32 protein-coding genes are annotated in these 18,528 nt (G+C 54.8%); 2 read left to right on the top strand and 30 right to left on the bottom strand.

Translation table 11 applies throughout. The annotated features are described in order from the left end of the window. Positions 1 to 755: 755 nt before the first annotated feature. From rplQ to rpsJ, 28 genes are all read right to left on the bottom strand, one after another. Entirely contained in the window at positions 756 to 1,139 is a 384-nt protein-coding gene (gene rplQ / locus OKC30_RS13210) for a 50S ribosomal protein L17 (protein WP_005307999.1), read from the bottom strand. 43 nt (positions 1,140 to 1,182) lie between these two features. Continuing rightward, a complete protein-coding gene (locus tag OKC30_RS13205) occupies positions 1,183 to 2,172 on the bottom strand; it encodes a DNA-directed RNA polymerase subunit alpha (protein ID WP_160838491.1) in 990 nt (329 codons plus the stop codon). A gap of 25 nt (positions 2,173 to 2,197) precedes the next feature. Then, complete coding sequence (gene rpsD / locus OKC30_RS13200; RefSeq protein WP_010672568.1) at positions 2,198 to 2,818, bottom strand: 30S ribosomal protein S4; 621 nt, start codon at positions 2,816 to 2,818, stop codon at positions 2,198 to 2,200. Between the two features lie 39 nt (positions 2,819 to 2,857). Next, positions 2,858 to 3,247: a 30S ribosomal protein S11 gene (gene rpsK / locus OKC30_RS13195; RefSeq protein ID WP_005319702.1), complete on the bottom strand. Its 390-nt coding sequence runs from the start codon at positions 3,245 to 3,247 to the stop codon at positions 2,858 to 2,860. A 14-nt stretch (positions 3,248 to 3,261) separates the two neighbouring features. Then, complete coding sequence (rpsM, locus tag OKC30_RS13190) at positions 3,262 to 3,618, bottom strand: 30S ribosomal protein S13 (protein WP_005307991.1); 357 nt, start codon at positions 3,616 to 3,618, stop codon at positions 3,262 to 3,264. Positions 3,619 to 3,757: 139 nt separating this feature from the next. Beyond that, a complete protein-coding gene (rpmJ, locus tag OKC30_RS13185) occupies positions 3,758 to 3,871 on the bottom strand; it encodes a 50S ribosomal protein L36 (RefSeq protein WP_005319705.1) in 114 nt (37 codons plus the stop codon). A 27-nt stretch (positions 3,872 to 3,898) separates the two neighbouring features. Continuing rightward, positions 3,899 to 5,227 (bottom strand): preprotein translocase subunit SecY, encoded by a 1,329-nt coding sequence (secY, locus tag OKC30_RS13180; RefSeq protein WP_010672567.1) that lies wholly within the window; start codon positions 5,225 to 5,227, stop codon positions 3,899 to 3,901. 8 nt (positions 5,228 to 5,235) lie between these two features. Continuing rightward, positions 5,236 to 5,673 carry a 50S ribosomal protein L15 gene (rplO, locus tag OKC30_RS13175; protein WP_005307987.1) on the bottom strand — a complete coding sequence of 146 codons (438 nt, stop codon included), beginning with the start codon at positions 5,671 to 5,673 and terminating at the stop codon, positions 5,236 to 5,238. Between the two features lie 2 nt (positions 5,674 to 5,675). Then, complete coding sequence (rpmD, locus tag OKC30_RS13170) at positions 5,676 to 5,855, bottom strand: 50S ribosomal protein L30 (protein ID WP_005307985.1); 180 nt, start codon at positions 5,853 to 5,855, stop codon at positions 5,676 to 5,678. A 6-nt stretch (positions 5,856 to 5,861) separates the two neighbouring features. Further along, entirely contained in the window at positions 5,862 to 6,362 is a 501-nt protein-coding gene (gene rpsE, locus OKC30_RS13165; RefSeq protein WP_005340605.1) for a 30S ribosomal protein S5, read from the bottom strand. A gap of 14 nt (positions 6,363 to 6,376) precedes the next feature. Then, entirely contained in the window at positions 6,377 to 6,730 is a 354-nt protein-coding gene (gene rplR / locus OKC30_RS13160; RefSeq protein ID WP_041212181.1) for a 50S ribosomal protein L18, read from the bottom strand. Positions 6,731 to 6,739: 9 nt separating this feature from the next. Next, positions 6,740 to 7,273: a 50S ribosomal protein L6 gene (rplF, locus tag OKC30_RS13155; protein WP_010672565.1), complete on the bottom strand. Its 534-nt coding sequence runs from the start codon at positions 7,271 to 7,273 to the stop codon at positions 6,740 to 6,742. 13 nt (positions 7,274 to 7,286) lie between these two features. After that, entirely contained in the window at positions 7,287 to 7,679 is a 393-nt protein-coding gene (gene rpsH / locus OKC30_RS13150) for a 30S ribosomal protein S8 (RefSeq protein ID WP_010672564.1), read from the bottom strand. A gap of 19 nt (positions 7,680 to 7,698) precedes the next feature. Further along, a complete protein-coding gene (gene rpsN / locus OKC30_RS13145) occupies positions 7,699 to 8,004 on the bottom strand; it encodes a 30S ribosomal protein S14 (RefSeq protein WP_005331161.1) in 306 nt (101 codons plus the stop codon). A 10-nt stretch (positions 8,005 to 8,014) separates the two neighbouring features. Then, positions 8,015 to 8,554, bottom strand: a complete 540-nt coding sequence (gene rplE / locus OKC30_RS13140) for a 50S ribosomal protein L5 (RefSeq protein ID WP_005331162.1) — start codon at positions 8,552 to 8,554, stop codon at positions 8,015 to 8,017. Between the two features lie 13 nt (positions 8,555 to 8,567). Further along, the gene (rplX, locus tag OKC30_RS13135) at positions 8,568 to 8,885 is read right to left on the bottom strand and encodes a 50S ribosomal protein L24 (protein ID WP_005307977.1); all 318 of its coding nucleotides are present in this window, start codon (positions 8,883 to 8,885) and stop codon (positions 8,568 to 8,570) included. A gap of 11 nt (positions 8,886 to 8,896) precedes the next feature. Further along, on the bottom strand, positions 8,897 to 9,265 hold the full coding sequence (gene rplN, locus OKC30_RS13130; protein WP_005307975.1) for a 50S ribosomal protein L14: 369 nt from the start codon (positions 9,263 to 9,265) through the stop codon (positions 8,897 to 8,899). 148 nt (positions 9,266 to 9,413) lie between these two features. Next, positions 9,414 to 9,662, bottom strand: coding sequence for a 30S ribosomal protein S17 (gene rpsQ, locus OKC30_RS13125; RefSeq protein ID WP_005307966.1), 249 nt, complete (start codon positions 9,660 to 9,662; stop codon positions 9,414 to 9,416). Next, the gene (gene rpmC, locus OKC30_RS13120; RefSeq protein WP_005307965.1) at positions 9,662 to 9,853 is read right to left on the bottom strand and encodes a 50S ribosomal protein L29; all 192 of its coding nucleotides are present in this window, start codon (positions 9,851 to 9,853) and stop codon (positions 9,662 to 9,664) included. The genes rpsQ and rpmC overlap by 1 nt, the downstream gene beginning before the upstream one ends. After that, positions 9,853 to 10,266, bottom strand: coding sequence for a 50S ribosomal protein L16 (rplP, locus tag OKC30_RS13115; protein ID WP_010672562.1), 414 nt, complete (start codon positions 10,264 to 10,266; stop codon positions 9,853 to 9,855). The genes rpmC and rplP overlap by 1 nt, the downstream gene beginning before the upstream one ends. Positions 10,267 to 10,279: 13 nt before the next feature. Beyond that, positions 10,280 to 10,993, bottom strand: a complete 714-nt coding sequence (rpsC, locus tag OKC30_RS13110; RefSeq protein WP_005331168.1) for a 30S ribosomal protein S3 — start codon at positions 10,991 to 10,993, stop codon at positions 10,280 to 10,282. Between the two features lie 3 nt (positions 10,994 to 10,996). Beyond that, positions 10,997 to 11,341 carry a 50S ribosomal protein L22 gene (rplV, locus tag OKC30_RS13105; RefSeq protein ID WP_010672561.1) on the bottom strand — a complete coding sequence of 115 codons (345 nt, stop codon included), beginning with the start codon at positions 11,339 to 11,341 and terminating at the stop codon, positions 10,997 to 10,999. 10 nt (positions 11,342 to 11,351) lie between these two features. Beyond that, positions 11,352 to 11,630, bottom strand: coding sequence for a 30S ribosomal protein S19 (rpsS, locus tag OKC30_RS13100; protein WP_005307960.1), 279 nt, complete (start codon positions 11,628 to 11,630; stop codon positions 11,352 to 11,354). 22 nt (positions 11,631 to 11,652) lie between these two features. Continuing rightward, complete coding sequence (gene rplB, locus OKC30_RS13095) at positions 11,653 to 12,474, bottom strand: 50S ribosomal protein L2 (protein ID WP_010672560.1); 822 nt, start codon at positions 12,472 to 12,474, stop codon at positions 11,653 to 11,655. Between the two features lie 15 nt (positions 12,475 to 12,489). After that, positions 12,490 to 12,792, bottom strand: a complete 303-nt coding sequence (rplW, locus tag OKC30_RS13090; RefSeq protein ID WP_005307955.1) for a 50S ribosomal protein L23 — start codon at positions 12,790 to 12,792, stop codon at positions 12,490 to 12,492. Continuing rightward, a complete protein-coding gene (gene rplD, locus OKC30_RS13085) occupies positions 12,789 to 13,394 on the bottom strand; it encodes a 50S ribosomal protein L4 (RefSeq protein WP_005340616.1) in 606 nt (201 codons plus the stop codon). The genes rplW and rplD overlap by 4 nt, the downstream gene beginning before the upstream one ends. Positions 13,395 to 13,411: 17 nt before the next feature. Continuing rightward, the gene (gene rplC, locus OKC30_RS13080; RefSeq protein WP_010672559.1) at positions 13,412 to 14,044 is read right to left on the bottom strand and encodes a 50S ribosomal protein L3; all 633 of its coding nucleotides are present in this window, start codon (positions 14,042 to 14,044) and stop codon (positions 13,412 to 13,414) included. Between the two features lie 22 nt (positions 14,045 to 14,066). Further along, positions 14,067 to 14,378 carry a 30S ribosomal protein S10 gene (gene rpsJ / locus OKC30_RS13075; protein ID WP_005307944.1) on the bottom strand — a complete coding sequence of 104 codons (312 nt, stop codon included), beginning with the start codon at positions 14,376 to 14,378 and terminating at the stop codon, positions 14,067 to 14,069. A gap of 354 nt (positions 14,379 to 14,732) precedes the next feature. Between rpsJ and OKC30_RS13070 the strand changes: the two genes are divergently transcribed. Further along, a complete protein-coding gene (locus OKC30_RS13070) occupies positions 14,733 to 15,647 on the top strand; it encodes a DMT family transporter (RefSeq protein ID WP_160838489.1) in 915 nt (304 codons plus the stop codon). 36 nt (positions 15,648 to 15,683) lie between these two features. Here the strand turns inward: OKC30_RS13070 and envZ are convergent, their stop codons facing one another. Continuing rightward, the gene (gene envZ, locus OKC30_RS13065; RefSeq protein WP_010672557.1) at positions 15,684 to 16,994 is read right to left on the bottom strand and encodes a two-component system sensor histidine kinase EnvZ; all 1,311 of its coding nucleotides are present in this window, start codon (positions 16,992 to 16,994) and stop codon (positions 15,684 to 15,686) included. Then, positions 16,991 to 17,710, bottom strand: coding sequence for an osmolarity response regulator transcription factor OmpR (gene ompR, locus OKC30_RS13060; RefSeq protein ID WP_010672556.1), 720 nt, complete (start codon positions 17,708 to 17,710; stop codon positions 16,991 to 16,993). Before ompR ends, envZ begins: the two co-directional genes overlap by 4 nt. Before the next feature lie 202 nt (positions 17,711 to 17,912). Here ompR and greB point away from each other — a divergent pair, with 202 nt between their 5' ends. Continuing rightward, positions 17,913 to 18,386: a transcription elongation factor GreB gene (greB, locus tag OKC30_RS13055; protein WP_039039492.1), complete on the top strand. Its 474-nt coding sequence runs from the start codon at positions 17,913 to 17,915 to the stop codon at positions 18,384 to 18,386. Positions 18,387 to 18,528 lie beyond the last annotated feature (142 nt).

The following is an 18,528-nucleotide window of genomic DNA, read 5'->3' as shown; positions in this document are numbered from 1 at the left end:
TAACTGCTGCAACTTTCGTTGCTTTGGTCACTTCATCAGACATTGATATCAAAAATTGTTTTTGATGCTCGATGCTGCGAGTGCCCACACAGATTGCTTGATTCAAATTGTTAAAGAGCGACGCAGCTTTTGGCTGCTGCGGGAGTGGCATTCTACTCAACCGCCTTCTCGAGTCAAGCCTTATTTTCAAAGGCTTTTCGAGACTATCTACTTAGGCTTTCTGCGTTGCCGCTTGCCCTGTCGATGGAGGCGCATTATAGGGAGCGAATTCGTTCTGGCAACCCCTCCTCTGCAATAAAATTGCAAAAATCGGCACTTTTTTAGTTATTCATGTCCAAGCACAGCTTTTATACAGGCTTATCCACAGGAGAAGCCCTCAACGGCACTACAGCAGCCACACGCCATCACTCACGGCCTGCTTAATACGTCAGATGGACAATGACATTGCCCTACTCTGGGCTATGTAACACGAACCGCTGTCGTTCAGGTAGAGATAAAGACTTAATATAGAGACTATTGAAAAATCATCGCTCACTTACAAAGTAAGGCAGTAGAGGCAGTAGAGGCAGTAGAGGCAGTAGAGGCAGTAGAGGCAGTAGAGGCAGTAGAGGCAGTAGAGGCAGTAGAGGCAGTAGAGGCAGTAGAGGCAGTAGAGGCAGTAGAGGCAGTAGAGGCAGTAGAGGCAGTAGAGGCAGTAGAGGCAGTATCAGAATCCACCAAAAGAAAAGCCGGGACAAGCCCGGCTTTTTCTTTTATCACTCAGCAGCTGCTTCAGCAGCGGCCGGGCGGTCTACCAGCTCAATGTAAGCCATAGGAGCGTTGTCGCCAGCACGGAAACCGCATTTCAGAATGCGAGTATAACCGCCGGCGCGCTCCAGGTAGCGCGGGCCCAGTTCATTGAACAGCTTAGCCACGATCGCGTTATCGCGAGTACGGGCAAATGCCAGGCGACGATTAGCAACGCTATCAGTCTTGGCAAGGGTGATCAGCGGTTCAACTACACGACGCAGCTCTTTTGCCTTAGGCAGAGTCGTCTTGATGATCTCATGACGAACCAGGGAGCTGGCCATGTTGCGGAACATAGCCTGACGATGGCTGCTGTTCCGGTTCAGTTGACGACCACTCAAACGATGGCGCATGACCTTATCCTTCTAACTAAATCTGTGAAACCCGTAATCTGGATTACTCGTCAGCGATGCTGGCGGGCGGCCAGTTCTCAAGGCGCATGCCAAGAGACAGACCACGGGAGGCCAACACGTCCTTGATCTCAGTCAGGGACTTCTTACCGAGGTTAGGAGTCTTAAGCAACTCAACTTCGGTACGCTGTACCAGATCACCAATATAGTGGATAGCTTCTGCCTTCAGACAGTTCGCTGAACGAACTGTCAGCTCCAAATCATCGACAGGACGCAGCAGAATCGGATCAAACTCGGGTTTCTCTTCTTTCTTCTCGGGCACGCTGACATCGCGCAGATCCACGAAGGCTTCCAGTTGCTCTGCCAGAATAGTGGCTGAACGACGGATGGCTTCTTCCGGTTCCAGAGTACCATTGGTCTCCATGTCGATAACCAGCTTGTCCAAGTCGGTGCGCTGTTCCACACGTGCCGCCTCGACATTGTAGGCGATGCGAACGATGGGGCTGAACGCGGAGTCCAGCAGCAGGCGACCGATAGGACGCTCTTCATCATCGTTGTGAACACGAGCAGAAGCAGGCACATAACCACGACCGCGCTGAACTTTCAGGCGCATGCTGATCTCAGCATTTGCACCAGTCAGGTGGCAGATTACGTGCTCCGGGTTTACGATCTCGACTTCATCACCGTGAGTGATATCACCAGCGGTAACGGGGCCTGTTCCAGACTTGGTCAGGGACAGAGTTACCTCGTCCTTGCCTTCCAGCTTCACAGCGATACCTTTCAGGTTGAGCAGGATTTCAAGAATGTCTTCCTGTACACCTTCTTTGCTGCTGTACTCGTGCAGTACTCCGTCGATCTCGACTTCAGTAACCGCACAACCGGGCATAGATGACAGCAAAATACGACGCAGGGCATTGCCCAGCGTGTGGCCAAAGCCACGCTCAAGCGGCTCGAGAGTCACTTTCGCGTGAGTCGGGCTAACTTGCTCGATGTCAACTAGCCGCGGTTTAAGAAAATCTGTTACAGAACCCAGCATTGTGTCCTCTCTTTAGAAGCTAGCTTTACTTGGAGTAAAGCTCGACGATCAGCTGTTCGTTAATGTCGGCAGACAGGTCGGAACGCTCCGGCAGGCGCTTGAAGGCACCTTCCATCTTAGCAGCGTCAACCTCTACCCAAGTCGGCTTCTCGCGCTGACCAGCAACTTCCAGGGAAGCTTTGATACGCGCTTGCTTCTTAGCCTTCTCGCGAACGCAGATCACGTCCTCAGGGGATACCTGGAAAGAAGGAACATTCACAACGCGGCCGTTTACCATGATGGCTTTGTGGCTCACCAGCTGACGAGATTCAGCACGAGTGGCGCCGAAGCCCATGCGGTAGACGACGTTGTCCAGACGACCTTCCAGCAGCTGCAACAGGTTTTCACCGGTGTTACCCTTTTGACGGGCAGCGTCGCGGTAGTAGTTGCGGAACTGTTTTTCCAATACGCCGTAGATACGACGTACTTTTTGTTTCTCGCGCAGTTGCACACCGTAGTCGGACAGACGCGCTTTACGCGCACCGTGTTGACCAGGAACGGTGTCAATCTTGCACTTAGAATCAATCGCACGAACACCAGACTTCAGGAAGAGGTCGGTGCCCTCACGACGGCTAAGCTTAAGCTTAGGACCGATATATCTTGCCATCTTCTTTCTCCAACAATCCTAGACCAAGTAGCTACAGCGTTACACGCGGCGCTTCTTGGGAGGACGACAACCGTTGTGCGGGATCGGAGTCACATCAGTAATGTTAGTGATGCGGAAACCAGCCGCGTTCAGAGCGCGGATGGAAGACTCACGACCGGGACCCGGACCTTTGACCATGACTTCCAGGTTCTTCACGCCGTATTCTTTGGCGATCTCACCAGCACGCTCAGCAGCTACCTGGGCAGCAAACGGAGTGGACTTACGGGAACCACGGAAACCGGAACCACCAGAGGTAGCCCAAGACAGAGCATTGCCCTGACGGTCAGTAATGGTCACGATTGTGTTGTTGAAAGATGCATGAACGTGCGCAATACCGTCGCTCACTTGCTTTTTAACGCGCTTGCGAGCACGAGTCGGAGTTTTAGCCATTTTCTACCTTCCCGTTACTTCTTGATAGCCTTGCGCGGACCCTTACGGGTACGAGCGTTGGTCTTGGTACGTTGACCACGAACAGGCAGGCTACGACGGTGACGCAAACCACGGTAGCAACCCAGATCCATCAATCGCTTGATGTTCATGGAAATCTGACGACGCAGGTCACCTTCAACGGTGAATTTACCTACTTGTTCACGCAGACTCTCGATCTGAGCTTCGTCCAGGTCTTTAATTTTCACATTCTCAGCGATACCGGCTGCGGCACAGATGGCCTTGGAGCGGGTACGACCGACGCCATAAATAGCAGTCAACGCAATGACTGCATGTTTATGGTCAGGAATGTTAATGCCAGCGATACGGGCCACTATTCACTCCTACATATAGTAGATAACGACCACCACAAAGCCCGTGAGCGGATACGTGGCGGTCAACCAATACACAACAAAAGTTGGCTGGCTATATTAGCCAGCACAACTATTTGTTGCAAGTACTAACCGTAAAAAATTAGCCTTGGCGCTGTTTATGCTTTGGCTCGCTGCAAATCACACGCACCACACCGTGACGCTTGATGATTTTGCAGTTACGGCAGATTGCCTTAACGGAAGCACGAACTTTCATTGCTTAACTCCGTAACTACGCCGACCTTTAGCGGCCGTAGCCCTTCAGGTTGGCCTTCCTCAGGACGTCGCCATATTGATGAGACATCATATGGGTCTGAACCTGAGCCATGAAGTCCATGATAACTACCACGATAATCAGCAGCGAGGTGCCACCGAAGTAGAACTGTACGTTCCAGGCAGTCATCAGGAACTGGGGTACCAGACAGATAAAGGTAATATAGAGCGCACCTGCCAATGTCAGGCGAGTCATAACCTTATCGATGTAACGTGCTGTCTGCTCGCCCGGGCGGATCCCCGGGATAAAGGCTCCACTCTTCTTCAGGTTATCTGCTGTCTCGCGGGGGTTGAACACCAGCGCGGTATAGAAGAAGCAGAAGAAGATAATGGCTGCTGCATAGAGCATCTCGTACAAGGGCTGACCCGGCTGCAGGACCATAGAGACCTGTTGCAGGATGTCAGCGATCTTGCCCTCTCCCTGACCAAACCAGGAGGTAATGGTACCCGGGAAGAGGATGATGCTGGATGCGAAAATCGCAGGAATCACACCGGCCATATTCACTTTCAACGGCAGGTGTGTGCTTTGCGCAGCGAATACCTGGCGGCCTTGTTGACGCTTGGCATAGTTAACGACGATACGACGCTGACCACGCTCCACGAACACCACAAAGTAAGTCACAGCGAAAACAATCAAGCCCAGCAACAACAACAGCAGGATGTGCAATTCCCCTTGACGTGCCTGTTCGGCCGTAGCGCCAATGGCATGAGGCAGACCGGCGACGATACCTGTGAAGATAATCAACGAGATACCATTACCAATCCCACGCTCGGTAATCTGTTCACCCAACCACATCAAGAACATGGTACCGGTGACCAGACTCACAACGGCTGTGAAATAGAAGCCCAAACCCGGATGAGTCACGAGTCCTTGCATCATATTCGGCAGACCGGTTGCAATACCAATGGCCTGGAACGTTCCCAAAACCAGCGTGCCCCAACGGGTATATTGGCTAATCTTGCGACGGCCGGATTCACCCTCTTTCTTGAGTTCAGCAAGAGCAGGATGAACCACAGTCAGCAACTGAATAATGATCGACGCCGAAATATACGGCATGATCCCCAGTGCAAGAATAGAAGCACGCGAGAGTGCACCACCACTGAACATGTTGAACATCTCAATGATGGTGCCCTTCTGTTGTTGGAACAACTCGGCCAGTACGGCGGCGTCAATACCAGGGATCGGCACATAAGAGCCTGCACGGAACACGATAATTGCCCCGAGAACGAAGAGCAGACGGCTCTTCAGTTCGCTCAGACCACCTTGTGCTTTAACATCCAATCCTGGTTTCTTAGCCATTGTACTGATTATTCCTCGATTTTACCGCCAGCGGCCTCGATGGCTGCACGTGCACCCTTGGTGACGGACAGACCACGAACGGTCACAGCACGGTCAATGTTGCCAGACAGAACAACTTTAGCGAACACGATGTTTTTGGTAATAACACCGGCTTGCTTCAGAGTGCTCACGTCGACCACATCACCTTCTACCAGGGCGATTTCGTTCAGGCGCACTTCGGCAGAAACCAAAGATTTGCGAGAGAAGAAACCGAACTTCGGCAGACGGATTTTCAAAGGCATCTGGCCGCCTTCGAAACCGTTGCGGACCTTGCCGCCACCGGAACGAGAGGTTTGACCTTTAACACCACGACCACCGGTCTTGCCCAGACCAGAACCGATACCACGGCCCGGACGGTGCTTGACGCGTTTGGAGCCAGCGGCCGGAGACAGAGTATTCAGACGCATGCTTAGCCCTCCACCTTAACCATGTAATAAACCTGGTTGATCATGCCGCGTACGCAGGGAGTATCTTCCAGCTCAACGGTGTGACCAATGCGACGCAGACCCAGACCACGCAGAGTCGCCTTGTGCTTTGGCAGACGGCCGATAGAGCTGCGAGTTTGAGTTACTTTTACAGTGTTAGCCATGTCGCATTACCCCAGAATTTCTTCAACGCGCAGACCACGCTTGGCCGCGATCTGTTCCGGTGATTGACCGTGAACCAGAGCGTCGACAGTTGCGCGAACAACGTTGATTGGGTTGGTGGAACCGTAGGTCTTGGCCAGCACGTTGTGGATACCAGCAACTTCCAGTACGGCACGCATGGCGCCGCCTGCAATGATACCAGTACCTTGGGAGGCCGGCTTCATGAACACGGTGGAACCAGAGTGAACGCCACGCACCGGGTGGTGCAGGGTGCCGTTGTTCAGCTCAACCTTGTTCAGGTTACGCTTAGCCTGTTCCATCGCCTTTTGAATGGCGGCCGGAACTTCACGGGCCTTACCGTAACCGTAACCTACACGGCCGTTACCATCACCCACCACGGTCAACGCGGTGAAGGACATGATACGACCACCTTTAACAGTTTTCGAAACACGGTTTACTGCAATGAGCTTTTCTTGCAGTTCGCCGGCTTGAGATTCGACTTTAGCCATCTTCGACTCCTAGCTTAGAACTGAAGACCAGCGTCACGAGCAGCGGTAGCCAGAGCGGCTACACGACCGTGATACTTGAAACCGGAACGATCGAAAGATACGTTCTGAACGCCTTTGGCAATAGCACGCTCAGCGATAGCCTTACCTACAGCGGTAGCAGCATCTGCGTTACCGGTGTATTTCAGAGCTTCACTGATGGCTTTCTCTACTGTGGAAGCAGAGGCCAGAACTTCGGAACCGTTGGCTGCAATAACCTGCGCATAGATATGACGCGGGGTACGGTGAACAACCAGACGGGTAGCTCCCAGTTCCTGCATCTTTTTCCGAGCACGAGTAGCACGACGGAGACGAGCTGCTTTCTTGTCCATAGTGTTACCTTACTTCTTCTTAGCTTCTTTAGTACGCACTTGCTCGTTGGCATAGCGTACACCCTTGCCCTTGTAGGGCTCCGGAGCGCGGTAAGCACGGATATCGGCGGCGACTTGGCCAACCAGCTGCTTGTCCACACCACGCAGAACGATCTCGGTGGCGGACGGACATTCAGCGGTGACACCAGCCGGCAGCGCATGCTCTACCGGGTGAGAGAAGCCCAGTGCCAGCGCAACAGCATTGCCCTTGATGGAGGCTTTGTAACCTACACCAACCAGCTGCAGCTTGCGCTCGAAGCCTTGGGTAACACCGACTACCATGTTGTTGACCAATGCACGGGCAGTACCGGCCTGAGCGTCAGCACCAGCGATGCCGTCGCGCGGGGCGAACTTCAGTACATTGTCTTCTTTGGTCACTTCTACACCGGCGTGGATGGAACGAACCAGGGAACCCTTGCCACCTTTGATGGACAGTTCTTGGCCGTTCAGAGTCACCTCTACGCCAGCAGGAATAGTGACGGGTGCCTTAGCAACGCGAGACATTTCCGACCTCCTATTAAGCGACGTAGCAGATGATCTCACCACCCATGCTTGCCTTGCGGGCAGCACGGTCGGTCATCACACCTTTAGACGTGGACACGATAGCAACACCGAGACCGCCCATGACTTTCGGCAGATCAGTAGTGCGCTTGTAAATACGCAGGCCGGGACGGCTCACGCGTTGGATCAGTTCTACAACCGGCTTGCCCTGGAAATATTTCAGTTCGATTTCCAGTTCCGGTTTCACGTCACCAGCTACGTTGTAGCCAGCGATGTAACCTTCTTCTTTCAGCACTTTGGCGATAGCCACTTTCAGCTTGGAAGAAGGCATGGAAACCGCAACTTTGCTCGCCGCCTGACCGTTACGGATGCGGGTCAGCATATCCGCGATCGGATCTTGCATGCTCATAGTCTAACTCCCGAGATTCTTACCAAGAGGCCTTTTTGAGGCCCGGAATTTCGCCCTTCATGGCATGCTCACGCACCTTGATGCGAGAGAGGCCAAACTTCCGCAGGAAACCGTGCGGACGACCAGTGATGTTGCAACGGTTACGCTGGCGGGACGGACTGGAATCACGGGGCAGCTGTTGCAGTTGCAAGACAGCATCCCAACGCGCTTCTTCAGAAGCGTTCATATCAACGATGATAGCTTTCAGCTCGGTACGCTTGGTCGCGAACTTGGCTGCCAGCTTCGCACGCTTTGCTTCACGTGCTTTCATGGATGTTTTAGCCATAACCCTAACCTTACTTGCGGAATGGGAAGTTAAAGGCAGCCAGCAGAGCACGGCCTTCTTCGTCGGTATTCGCGGAAGTGGTGATGGTGATATCCAGACCACGGACGCGATCGACCTTGTCATAGTCGATTTCCGGGAAGATGATTTGCTCACGCACGCCCATGGAGTAGTTACCACGGCCATCGAACGCCTTGGCGTTCAGACCACGGAAGTCACGGATACGCGGTACGGAGATGCAAATCAGCCGTTCCAGGAACTCCCACATACGCTCGCCACGCAGGGTTACTTTACAACCTATCGGGTAGCCTTCACGAATCTTGAAGCCCGCAACAGATTTGCGTGCTTTGGTGATCAGCGGTTTCTGACCGGAAATGGCAGCCATATCGGCAGCAGCATTTTCCAGCAACTTCTTGTCAGAGATCGCTTCACCAACACCCATGTTCAGGGTGATTTTCTCGATCCGAGGGACTTGCATGATAGTCTTGTAACCGAACTGCTTGGACAGTTCATTTACTACATCGGATTTGTAGTAATCATGCAGTTTCGCCATCGTTAAACTCCAATTACTTCACAAGTTCGCCGGTGGATTTGAAGAAACGGACTTTCTTGCCGTCTTCAATCCGGAAACCAACGCGGTCAGCCTTGCCAGTGGCAGAGTTGAACAGCGCGACGTTAGATACATCGATGGGGGCTTCTTTGGTGACGATGCCGCCAGCCTGACCCAGTGCGGGTACCGGCTTTTGGTGTTTCTTCACCTGGTTGATGCCTTCCACGATTACCTTACCTTTTGCAATCAGGACTTGAGTGACTTTGCCACGCTTGCCCTTGTCTTTGCCGGTAAGAACAATTACTTCGTCTTCGCGACGGATTTTAGCTGCCATCGTTCGACTCCTTACAGTACTTCGGGTGCCAGGGACACAATCTTCATGAACTTCTCGTTACGGAGTTCACGGGTCACCGGGCCAAAAATACGAGTACCGATTGGCTGTTGGTTGTTGTTAAGCAACACAGCCGCATTGTTGTCGAAACGGATGACAGAGCCGTCCGGACGACGAACGCCTTTACGGGTGCGTACGACCACCGCGTTATACACATCACCTTTCTTCACTTTACCGCGAGGAATGGCTTCCTTGATGGAAACCTTGATGATGTCGCCGATGCCGGCATAACGGCGGTGCGAACCACCCAGAACCTTAATACACATTACACTGCGAGCGCCGGAGTTGTCGGCAACACCCAGCATACTTTGCATCTGGATCATCTTAGTGCTCCGCTTTGTTTACTTCTTATCCCTGATGGGATCTGGCTGCCTTCAAAAGGCGCGAAACTATAACACAGCTATTTTTGAAAAGGTAGCCTAAAAAACAAACGGCCCCGATGGGGGGCCGTTTGGGCTAAAAAGTACCGAATTAGGCCTTTTCTACGACAGCAACCAGGGTCCAGGACTTGGTCTTGGACAACGGGCGGCACTCGCGGATTTCCACGAGATCGCCAGCCTTGCACTCGTTGTTCTCGTCATGCACGTGCAGCTTGGTAGTGCGCTTGATGATCTTACCGTAGATCGGGTGCTTTACCTTGCGCTCGATAGCGACGGTGATGGACTTGTCCATCTTGTCGCTAATTACACGACCTTGCAGAGTACGGATCTTGTCAGTCATTACGCACCTGCCTTCTCAGTCAGTACAGTCTTGATACGTGCGACGTCACGACGCACTTGTTTCAGAGTGTGAGTCTGAGCCAGCTGGCCGGTGGAAGCTTGCATGCGCATGTTGAATTGCTCACGCAGCAGACCCAGCAGCTCCTGGTTCAGTTCTTCGACGCTCTTTTGACGCAGATCTTGGGCTTTCATCACATCACCGTCTTAATTACGAAAGTGGTCTGAACAGACAGCTTAGCTGCGGCCAGGGCAAACGCTTCACGCGCCAGAGCCTCAGGTACACCATCCATCTCGTACAGAACCTTGCCAGGCTGGATCGGGCAAACCCAGTATTCCACGTTACCCTTACCTTTACCCATACGAACTTCGAGGGGCTTTTCGGTGATGGGCTTGTCCGGGAACACACGGATCCAGATCTTGCCTTGACGCTTAACGTGACGGGTCATGGCACGACGGGCTGCTTCGATTTGACGAGCAGTCAGTTGACCACGAGATGTCGCCTTCAGGCCAAAGGTACCGAAGGATACTTCGTTACCGGCATTGGCCAGACCGCGGTTACGACCCTTGTGGGTCTTGCGGAATTTAGTACGCTTAGGTTGCAACATTTACCGAATCTCCTTACTTGGCAGCGCGGCGCTTGTTGTCACGCTTGGGCTTCGCAGGAGCCTGCTCTTGAGCAGCGGCAGCATTGACTGCAGCCAGACCGCCCAGAACTTCGCCCTTGAAGATCCAAACTTTAACGCCGATCACACCGTAAGTGGTGTGGGCTTCAGAAGTTGCGTAGTCGATGTCGGCGCGCAGGGTGTGCAGGGGCACACGACCTTCACGGTACCATTCGGTACGCGCGATTTCAGCGCCGCCCAGACGACCGGAAACTTCCACTTTGATGCCCTTGGCACCCAGGCGCATGGCGTTCTGTACGGCGCGCTTCATAGCACGACGGAACATTACACGACGCTCCAGCTGGGAAGTGATGCTGTCGGCAACCAGTTTGCCATCCAGCTCCGGCTTGCGGACTTCGGAAATGTTGATCTGAGCAGGCACGCCAGCGATTGCGGCTACAGCTTTGCGCAGTTTTTCAACGTCTTCGCCTTTCTTGCCGATCACGACACCCGGACGAGCTGTGTGAATGGTCACACGAATGCTCTTGGCCGGACGCTCGATAGTGATCTTGGACAAGGAAGCGTTTTTCAGCTCCTTGGTCAGGAACTGGCGTACTTGGAAATCGCTGTACAGGTTGTCAGCGAAGTCTTTGGTGTTCGCGAACCAGGTAGAATTCCAAGGCTTGGTAATACCCAGGCGAATGCCATTAGGATGTACTTTCTGACCCATTGCTTATCTCCCAGCCTTAGCGTCGGATACCACTACAGTGATGTGAGCGGTACGCTTGAGGATACGATCCGCGCGACCTTTGGCACGCGGGCGGATGCGCTTCATGGAGGGACCTTCGTCTACCATGATGGTGGCAACACGCAGGGTGTCGATATCGGCACCTTCGTTGTGCTCAGCGTTGGCAATGGCAGATTCCAGCACTTTCTTCACCAGAACAGCAGCCTTTTTCGGGCTGAAGGTCAGGATGTTCAGAGCCTTGTCTACGGACAGACCACGTACTTGATCGGCTACCAGACGAGCTTTCTGGGCAGAAGTACGGGCATAACGGTGTTTAGCGATAGCTTCCATCATTTATCCCTTAGCGCTTCTTAGCCTTCTTATCAGCAGCATGGCCGCGATAAGTACGAGTCGGTGCGAATTCACCCAGTTTGTGACCGATCATTTCTTCGGTAACGAAAACCGGAACGTGCTGACGACCATTATGGACAGCGATGGTCAAACCGATCATGTTCGGGATGATCATTGAACGACGGGACCAGGTCTTAACCGGCTTTTTATCCCCGCTTTCCACCGCTTTCTCTACCTTCTTCAGCAAGTGCAGGTCGATAAATGGACCCTTCTTGAGAGAACGTGGCATGGTGATTCCTCTATGTTAACAATTACTTGTTACGACGACGTACGATGTACTTGTCGGTACGCTTGTTCTTACGGGTCTTGAAGCCCTTAGCCTTCTGGCCCCATGGGGACACAGGCTGCATGCCCTTGTTACGACCCTCACCACCACCGTGCGGGTGATCAACCGGGTTCATCGCCATACCGCGAACGGTCGGACGAATACCACGCCAGCGGTTAGCACCGGCTTTACCCAGTTGACGCAGCATGTGCTCGGAGTTACCCACTTCACCGATGGTAGCGCGGCACTCGGCCAGAACTTTACGTACTTCGCCGGAACGCAGACGCAGAGTTACATAGTTACCTTCACGAGCCAGGATCTGGATGAAAGTACCAGCGGAACGAGCCAGCTGGGCACCTTTACCAGGTTTCATCTCAACGGCGTGAACGGTAGAACCGACCGGGATGTTGCGCATCGGCAGGGTGTTACCTACCTTGATGGCAGCATCAGCACCAGAGGCGATTGCATCACCAGCTTTCAGGCCTTTCGGAGCCAGGATGTAACGACGCTCACCGTCTGCATACAGCACCAGGGCGATGTTTGCGGTACGGTTGGGATCGTATTCCAGACGCTCAACTTTGGCCGGAATGCCGTCTTTGTCGCGCTTGAAGTCGATCAGACGGTAGTGTTGCTTGTGACCACCACCGATGTGACGTGTGGTGATACGACCGTTGTTGTTACGGCCACCGGACTTGCTTTTGCTGTCCAGCAGAGCGGCGAAGGGCTTGCCCTTGTACAGCTCTTGGTTGACGATCTTGACGACGTGGCGGCGGCCCGGAGAAGTAGGCTTGCACTTAACGATTGCCATTTTTCAGAACTCCTCTTACTCGGCTGCGCCCATGAAGTCGATGTCCTGACCAGCTTTCAGGGTCACATAAGCCTTTTTCCAATCGGAACGACGGCCTACGCGTGCACCTGCGCGCTTGGTCTTACCCTTCATGTTCAGGGTACGGACGGTCTCAACTTCGACCTCGAACAGTTTCGCAACTGCAGCTTTGACTTCCGCCTTGGTGGCATCAACAGCAACTTTGAACACGATAGTGTTCTGCTTTTCTGCGACCATGGTGCTCTTTTCAGAGATGTGCGGAGCCTTCAGAACTTTCAGCAGACGCTCTTCACGGATCATGCCAGCATCTCCTCGATTTGCTTAACTGCGTCAGCAGTCATCAGAACCTTGTCGAAAGCGATCAGGCTGACCGGGTCGATACCGGCAACGTCACGCACGTCAACTTTGTACAGGTTACGAGCAGCCAGGAACAGGTTCTCATCGACTTCAGCAGTCACGATCAGAACGTCAGTCAGTTCCATTTCTTTCAGCTTGGCGATCAGTTCTTTGGTCTTCGGCGCTTCGATGCCGAACTTCTCAACAACGATCAGGCGCTCTTGACGTACCAGCTCGGACAGGATGCTACGGATAGCGCCGCGGTACATCTTCTTGTTTACTTTCTGGCTGTGATCTTGCGGCTTAGCAGCAAAGGTCACACCACCGGAACGCCAGATGGGCGAACGGATGGAGCCAGCACGGGCACGACCAGTACCCTTCTGACGCCACGGCTTTTTGCCGCCACCAGACACTTCAGAGCGAGTCAGCTGCGCACGAGTACCCTGACGGGCACCAGCGGCATATGCAACGACAACCTGGTGAACCAGAGCTTCGTTGAATTCGCGCCCGAAGGTAGTCTCGGAAACTTCAAGAGCGCTCTTGGCGTCTTTCATTACCAATTCCATTACTATCTCCTCAGACGTTACGCTTTGACGGCAGGTTTGACGATCACGTTGCCGTTGGTTGCACCCGGTACTGCGCCTTTGATGAGCAGCAGGTTGCGTTCAGCGTCAACACGAACCAGTTCCAGGTTCTGAGTCGTTACACGCTCAGCACCCATGTGACCAGCCATCTTCTTGCCCTTGAATACACGGCCCGGGGTCTGGTTTTGACCGATGGAGCCAGGTACACGGTGGGACAGGGAGTTACCGTGGGTCATATCCTGGGTACGGAAGTTCCAGCGCTTAACAGTACCGGCAAAACCTTTACCCTTGGATGTGCCGGTAACGTCTACCAGCTTAACGTCAGCGAGAAGATCTACTTTCAGCTCGCTACCAACAGTGAAAGTTTCACCGTTGTTCAGGCGGAATTCCCACAGACCGCGACCGGCTTCTACACCAGCTTTGGCGAAGTGGCCAGCTTCCGGCTTGGTTACGCGGCTGGCTTTCTTGGCGCCAGTGGTAACCTGAATAGCGTTGTAGCCGTCGGTTTCTACAGATTTGACCTGAGTTACACGGTTAGCTTCAACTTCGATAACAGTCACCGGGATAGAAACGCCATCTTCAGTGAAGATGCGAGTCATACCCACTTTGCGACCTACAAGACCGATTGTCATTGTTATCAACCTCTTTCCGTAATTAACCCAGGCTGATCTGGACGTCTACACCAGCTGCCAGATCCAGACGCATCAGAGCGTCTACGGTCTTGTCAGTCGGTTCAACGATGTCTACCAGACGCTTGTGAGTGCGGATCTCGTACTGATCACGCGCGTCTTTGTTGACGTGCGGGGAGATCAGAACGGTGAAACGCTCTTTGCGAGTCGGCAGCGGGATAGGACCGCGAACCTGCGCGCCAGTGCGCTTAGCAGTTTCAACGATTTCCGCAGTGGATTGATCGATCAGGCGATGATCAAAAGCCTTCAGGCGGATACGGATTCTTTGGTTCTGCATTGACAGAGCTCCAATAGATAAAAGAACATAAATCAACACCGCCCGACCGAGACTACTCCCGCCAGAGGTGTGATTTTTCACGTTTCCTCCCATATCGGGAGGACTGTATGGCTGGCAACTCGTAAACGGGAAGCTCAGCAAGCAGACATATCGTCTGGCTGCCTCATGGGCAAGCGGAGGGGATTATACGGATTTTTTCCACTCACGCAAGTGAAGGCGGACAGATTGTGCGCAATGTTGTGTGGCAGATGGATCTCCAGGCGATCAAATCATCGCCCTCGGCGAGACGGTAACGACAATGTTGCAAACAGGCTGATAGACTGCGCCCTCGCCCCAGTTTGCGGAACGCATCCCATGCTCAAGAATCAGAAGAAAGCCTACCAGTACGGGCTCTGTGCCGTCGCCCTCTGGTCCACGGTGGCCAGCGCCTTCAAGATCTCCCTCGCCTACTTTGAACCGGTACAGCTGCTGCTGGTCGCGGCCTGCACCTCGACCCTGACCCTGGGGTGCATCGTGGCCTGTCAGGGCAAACTGCCGCTACTGCTCGACTACATCAAGAGTCGCCCCCTCTACTACCTCGCTCTCGGGGTCCTGAACCCCTTTCTCTATTACCTGCTGCTGTTCAAGGCATATGATCTGCTGCCCGCCCAGCAGGCGCAGACTCTCAACTACACCTGGGCCATCACCCTCAGCCTGCTGGCCGTTCCCTTCCTCGGTCAAAAGCTGCGCCGCCGCGATGGCGTCGCCATCGTGCTCGGCTATTTCGGCGCCCTGGTGATCGCCACCAGGGGGGACGTGTTCGGTCTGCAGTTCGACAGCCCCCTCGGTGTCACGATGGCGCTGGTGTCGACCCTGATCTGGGCCGGTTACTGGATCCTCAACACCCGCAATCAGGGGGATCCCGTCGTCAGCCTACTGCTCGGCTTCCTCATCAGCCTGCCCTTCATCATCGTGGCGACCTGGTTGCTCTCGGACTTTGCCATGACCGCCTGGCAGGGATGGGCTGGCGCCATCTATGTGGGGCTGTTCGAGATGGGTTTTGGCTTCGTGCTCTGGCTGATGGCCCTGCGCCACGCCACCAACACAGCCCCCATCAGTAACCTCATCTTCATCTCGCCGTTTGCCTCTCTGGTGCTGCTCAACCTGTTGATCGGCGAAACCATTCACCCGGCAACCCCCATCGGGTTGGCTCTCATCGTCGCCGCCCTGCTTATCCAGCAACTCAAATATGGCAAGCGCTACCGCAAGGTGAGCGACCCCCACGCCTGACAGACAAAAGGGCGCATCTCTCGATACGCCCTGCTTTCAATCCATCCACTCTAGCGGCTGGTTCTTGGGTAGCCGGATCTCCACCTGCAAGCCCCCCAGTTCGGAGCGCCCCAACCTGATGGTGCCGTGATGCTGGGAGACTATCTTGGCAACGATGGCCAACCCCAGCCCGCTGCCTCCACCGGTGCGCGCCACATTGCCCTGGGTGAAGGGCTTGAGCACCCGGGAGTAGTCCTCTTCTGCGATCCCCGGGCCATTGTCGGAGAGTCGCAGCCGCACCCAGTGGCCATCATCCCTGAGCTCGGCCTGCAACCGGGTCGCGCCATAGCGCAGGGAGTTGCCCGACAGATTGTTGAGGATACGGCGAATGCTGATGGGATGGCAGGCCACACGCACCGCCTCCTCCGGCAGGAGCAGCTCCACTTCCAGTCCCTGATCGGTCTGCATCAGCAACGCATCGTGAATGAGCTGGGTCAGGTCGACGGGCCGGGCATCGAGCCCCTCGTTCGGGCGAATGTAGTCGATGAACTGATCAATGATACCGTTCGACTCATCGATGTCCGCATTGATGCTCTCCTTGAGGTACTCATCCCCCGAGGACATCATCTCGGTCGCGAGACGAATGCGGGTGAGAGGGGTGCGCAAATCGTGGGATACCCCGGCCATCATCAGGTTGCGCTCCTCGATCAGCCCTTTGATGGAGCTCGACATGTGGTTGAAGGTGCGGGTCAGGCGGCGCACCTCCCGCGAGCCCTGCTCCCCCAGGGCATCGGGAAAGTTGCCGCGCGCCACCGCCACGGCCCCCGCTTCCAGATCCTCCAGCGGTCGCACCAGCTGACGGGCAAAACGCCAGGCTGCAAACAGGGTCACCACCAGCAAGACGCTCATATAGAGGATGAGCGGTTCAATGTCGTCATCTTCAATTTCAGTCAGGGGAATGCGCACCCACATCTGGCTGGCCTGGGGAGGCTGGATCCAGATGATGTAGTGATCCTGGATTTCAACTCTGACCCTGGTATCCCCTTTCAATTCGCGGCTGATGCTCTGCTCCAGATAGGGGTAGGGCTTGGAATCATTCAGCCCGTGCTGCTCCGCCTCGCTCTGGGTATAGATGTCGCTGCCAGTGGTCACATAGACCAGCGCCTCGGCATCTTCACTGAGCGCCAGCTGGTTGTTGTCCACCGGAAAGATGAGCTTGACCTGGTTTGCCAGCAGGTGGCTGATCTGCTTGACGGTCGGCGCCAGCAGGTAGTTGTAGAAGGTAACGTAGGAGACGACTTGATAGACCACCAGCACGGCAGCCAGAAACCAGAGCATGCGGGAGAACATGCTGCCCACTTTCTTCATGCGTTCTCACCGTCCGGTACGAACACATACCCCAGACCCCAGACGGTCTGCAGATAGCGAGGCTGGGCCGGGTCCTGTTCCAGCAGGCGGCGCAGGCGGGAGACCTGCACATCAATGCTGCGCTCGGTGGCCGTGTACTCGCGACCACGGGCCAGGTTCATCAGCTTGTCACGGGAGAGCGGTTCGCGAGGATGACTCACCAGCACCTTGAGCACGGCGAACTCCCCGCTGGTCAGGGCAACCGGTTCGCCATCACGGCTCAGTTCACGGGTCGCCAGATTGAGCTGGTAGGCCCCAAAACTCACCATCTTCTCCGCCGCGGAAGGGGCGCCGGGCAGCTCCACGGTATGGCGGCGCAGCACGGCGCGGATCCGGGCCAGCAGCTCACGGGGGTTGAACGGCTTGGGCAGATAATCGTCGGCCCCCATCTCCAGACCGACGATGCGATCCACTTCGTCCCCCTTGGCGGTGAGCATCAAGACAGGGATCTGGTTGCCGGCCTCGCGCAGGCGGCGGCAGATGGAGAGGCCGTCTTCCCCCGGCAGCATCAGATCAAGCACCATCAGGCTGAAGTTTTCACGCGTCAGCAGGCGATCGGCCTGCTCCCCGTTGGCGACACCTCGCACTACAAACCCCTGCTCGGTGAGGTAGCGCTCCAGCAAGGAACGCAGTTTCAGATCGTCGTCCACCACCAGGACCTTGTATTGCTGACTCATTGCCACCTCTCTTTTCTGTCTCCCCTCATACTAGAGCCGCCCCCTGCAACCACAAAGCATAAATATGTTACCGGTTATTGCCCTCATTCGGCCCCGGAGCCGGGAAGGATGGATGGCCAGCTCTGCTTTTTGCTCGACAGCGCGGCGACAATGACTAAGATCCCGAGCAACCGGATGCAATTGGCGAGGGAGTGATAACTCCATGAAAACCAAACTCATTACCCGTGAAGGCTACACCAGGCTCCGGCAGGAGCACGACATGCTCTGGCGGGAGGAGAGGCCCGATGTCACCAAAAAAGTGGCCTGGGCGGCGAGCCTGGGTGATCGCAGCGAGAATGCCGATTACCAGTACAACAAGAAACGCCTGCGGGAGATCGACCGCCGGGTTCGCTACCTGCGCAAGTGCCTGGAAGAGCTGACCATAGTCGACTACTCCCCCTCCCAGGAGGGCAAGGTCTTCTTCGGCGCCTGGGTCGAGGTGGAAAACGACGAGGGTGAGACCAAGCGCTTTCGCATTGTCGGCTATGACGAGATCTTCGGCCGCAAGGATTACATCTCCATCGACTCCCCCATGGCCCGTGCCCTGCTCAAGAAAGAGGTGGGCGATGAAGCCATGGTTCAAACGCCAGTGGGTGACGCCTGCTGGTACATCAATGAGATCAGCTATCCCAAATAAGCCAGGCCTAGCCTCACTGCCAAATCGGCTGACAAGGCCAGGAGAGACCGAGCATGTCCGCCCACCCAGGGCGGGATCGCACTTTGTTAATGAAATTTGAACAGGCAGATCGTCTGTGATCTAATCGCGTCTCCATGCAGGA

The sequence above is a fragment of the Aeromonas sp. QDB18 genome, assembly GCF_027705325.1.
GTDB lineage: Bacteria > Pseudomonadota > Gammaproteobacteria > Enterobacterales > Aeromonadaceae > Aeromonas > Aeromonas caviae.
This window is presented reverse-complemented; position numbering and strand designations above follow the sequence as displayed.

Excerpts from the sequence above, each read along its gene's own strand:
- rplQ (WP_005307999.1), bottom strand. The coding sequence starts at position 1,139 with ATGCGCCATCGTTTGAGTGGTCGTCAACTGAACCGGAACAGCAGCCAT.
- OKC30_RS13205 (WP_160838491.1), bottom strand. The coding sequence starts at position 2,172 with ATGCTGGGTTCTGTAACAGATTTTCTTAAACCGCGGCTAGTTGACATC.
- rpsD (WP_010672568.1), bottom strand. The coding sequence starts at position 2,818 with ATGGCAAGATATATCGGTCCTAAGCTTAAGCTTAGCCGTCGTGAGGGC.
- rpsK (WP_005319702.1), bottom strand. The coding sequence starts at position 3,247 with ATGGCTAAAACTCCGACTCGTGCTCGCAAGCGCGTTAAAAAGCAAGTG.
- rpmJ (WP_005319705.1), bottom strand. The coding sequence starts at position 3,871 with ATGAAAGTTCGTGCTTCCGTTAAGGCAATCTGCCGTAACTGCAAAATC.
- secY (WP_010672567.1), bottom strand. The coding sequence starts at position 5,227 with ATGGCTAAGAAACCAGGATTGGATGTTAAAGCACAAGGTGGTCTGAGC.
- rplO (WP_005307987.1), bottom strand. The coding sequence starts at position 5,673 with ATGCGTCTGAATACTCTGTCTCCGGCCGCTGGCTCCAAACGCGTCAAG.
- rpmD (WP_005307985.1), bottom strand. The coding sequence starts at position 5,855 with ATGGCTAACACTGTAAAAGTAACTCAAACTCGCAGCTCTATCGGCCGT.
- rpsE (WP_005340605.1), bottom strand. The coding sequence starts at position 6,362 with ATGGCTAAAGTCGAATCTCAAGCCGGCGAACTGCAAGAAAAGCTCATT.
- rplR (WP_041212181.1), bottom strand. The coding sequence starts at position 6,730 with ATGGACAAGAAAGCAGCTCGTCTCCGTCGTGCTACTCGTGCTCGGAAA.
- rplF (WP_010672565.1), bottom strand. The coding sequence starts at position 7,273 with ATGTCTCGCGTTGCTAAGGCACCCGTCACTATTCCTGCTGGCGTAGAG.
- rpsH (WP_010672564.1), bottom strand. The coding sequence starts at position 7,679 with ATGAGCATGCAAGATCCGATCGCGGATATGCTGACCCGCATCCGTAAC.
- rpsN (WP_005331161.1), bottom strand. The coding sequence starts at position 8,004 with ATGGCTAAAACATCCATGAAAGCACGTGAAGCAAAGCGTGCGAAGCTG.
- rplE (WP_005331162.1), bottom strand. The coding sequence starts at position 8,554 with ATGGCGAAACTGCATGATTACTACAAATCCGATGTAGTAAATGAACTG.
- rplX (WP_005307977.1), bottom strand. The coding sequence starts at position 8,885 with ATGGCAGCTAAAATCCGTCGCGAAGACGAAGTAATTGTTCTTACCGGC.
- rplN (WP_005307975.1), bottom strand. The coding sequence starts at position 9,265 with ATGATCCAGATGCAAAGTATGCTGGGTGTTGCCGACAACTCCGGCGCT.
- rpsQ (WP_005307966.1), bottom strand. The coding sequence starts at position 9,662 with ATGACTGACAAGATCCGTACTCTGCAAGGTCGTGTAATTAGCGACAAG.
- rpmC (WP_005307965.1), bottom strand. The coding sequence starts at position 9,853 with ATGAAAGCCCAAGATCTGCGTCAAAAGAGCGTCGAAGAACTGAACCAG.
- rplP (WP_010672562.1), bottom strand. The coding sequence starts at position 10,266 with ATGTTGCAACCTAAGCGTACTAAATTCCGCAAGACCCACAAGGGTCGT.
- rpsC (WP_005331168.1), bottom strand. The coding sequence starts at position 10,993 with ATGGGTCAGAAAGTACATCCTAATGGCATTCGCCTGGGTATTACCAAG.
- rplV (WP_010672561.1), bottom strand. The coding sequence starts at position 11,341 with ATGGAAGCTATCGCTAAACACCGTTATGCCCGTACTTCTGCCCAGAAA.
- rpsS (WP_005307960.1), bottom strand. The coding sequence starts at position 11,630 with ATGCCACGTTCTCTCAAGAAGGGTCCATTTATCGACCTGCACTTGCTG.
- rplB (WP_010672560.1), bottom strand. The coding sequence starts at position 12,474 with ATGGCAATCGTTAAGTGCAAGCCTACTTCTCCGGGCCGCCGCCACGTC.
- rplW (WP_005307955.1), bottom strand. The coding sequence starts at position 12,792 with ATGATCCGTGAAGAGCGTCTGCTGAAAGTTCTGAAGGCTCCGCACATC.
- rplD (WP_005340616.1), bottom strand. The coding sequence starts at position 13,394 with ATGGAATTGGTAATGAAAGACGCCAAGAGCGCTCTTGAAGTTTCCGAG.
- rplC (WP_010672559.1), bottom strand. The coding sequence starts at position 14,044 with ATGACAATCGGTCTTGTAGGTCGCAAAGTGGGTATGACTCGCATCTTC.
- rpsJ (WP_005307944.1), bottom strand. The coding sequence starts at position 14,378 with ATGCAGAACCAAAGAATCCGTATCCGCCTGAAGGCTTTTGATCATCGC.
- OKC30_RS13070 (WP_160838489.1), top strand. The coding sequence starts at position 14,733 with ATGCTCAAGAATCAGAAGAAAGCCTACCAGTACGGGCTCTGTGCCGTC.
- envZ (WP_010672557.1), bottom strand. The coding sequence starts at position 16,994 with ATGAAGAAAGTGGGCAGCATGTTCTCCCGCATGCTCTGGTTTCTGGCT.
- ompR (WP_010672556.1), bottom strand. The coding sequence starts at position 17,710 with ATGAGTCAGCAATACAAGGTCCTGGTGGTGGACGACGATCTGAAACTG.
- greB (WP_039039492.1), top strand. The coding sequence starts at position 17,913 with ATGAAAACCAAACTCATTACCCGTGAAGGCTACACCAGGCTCCGGCAG.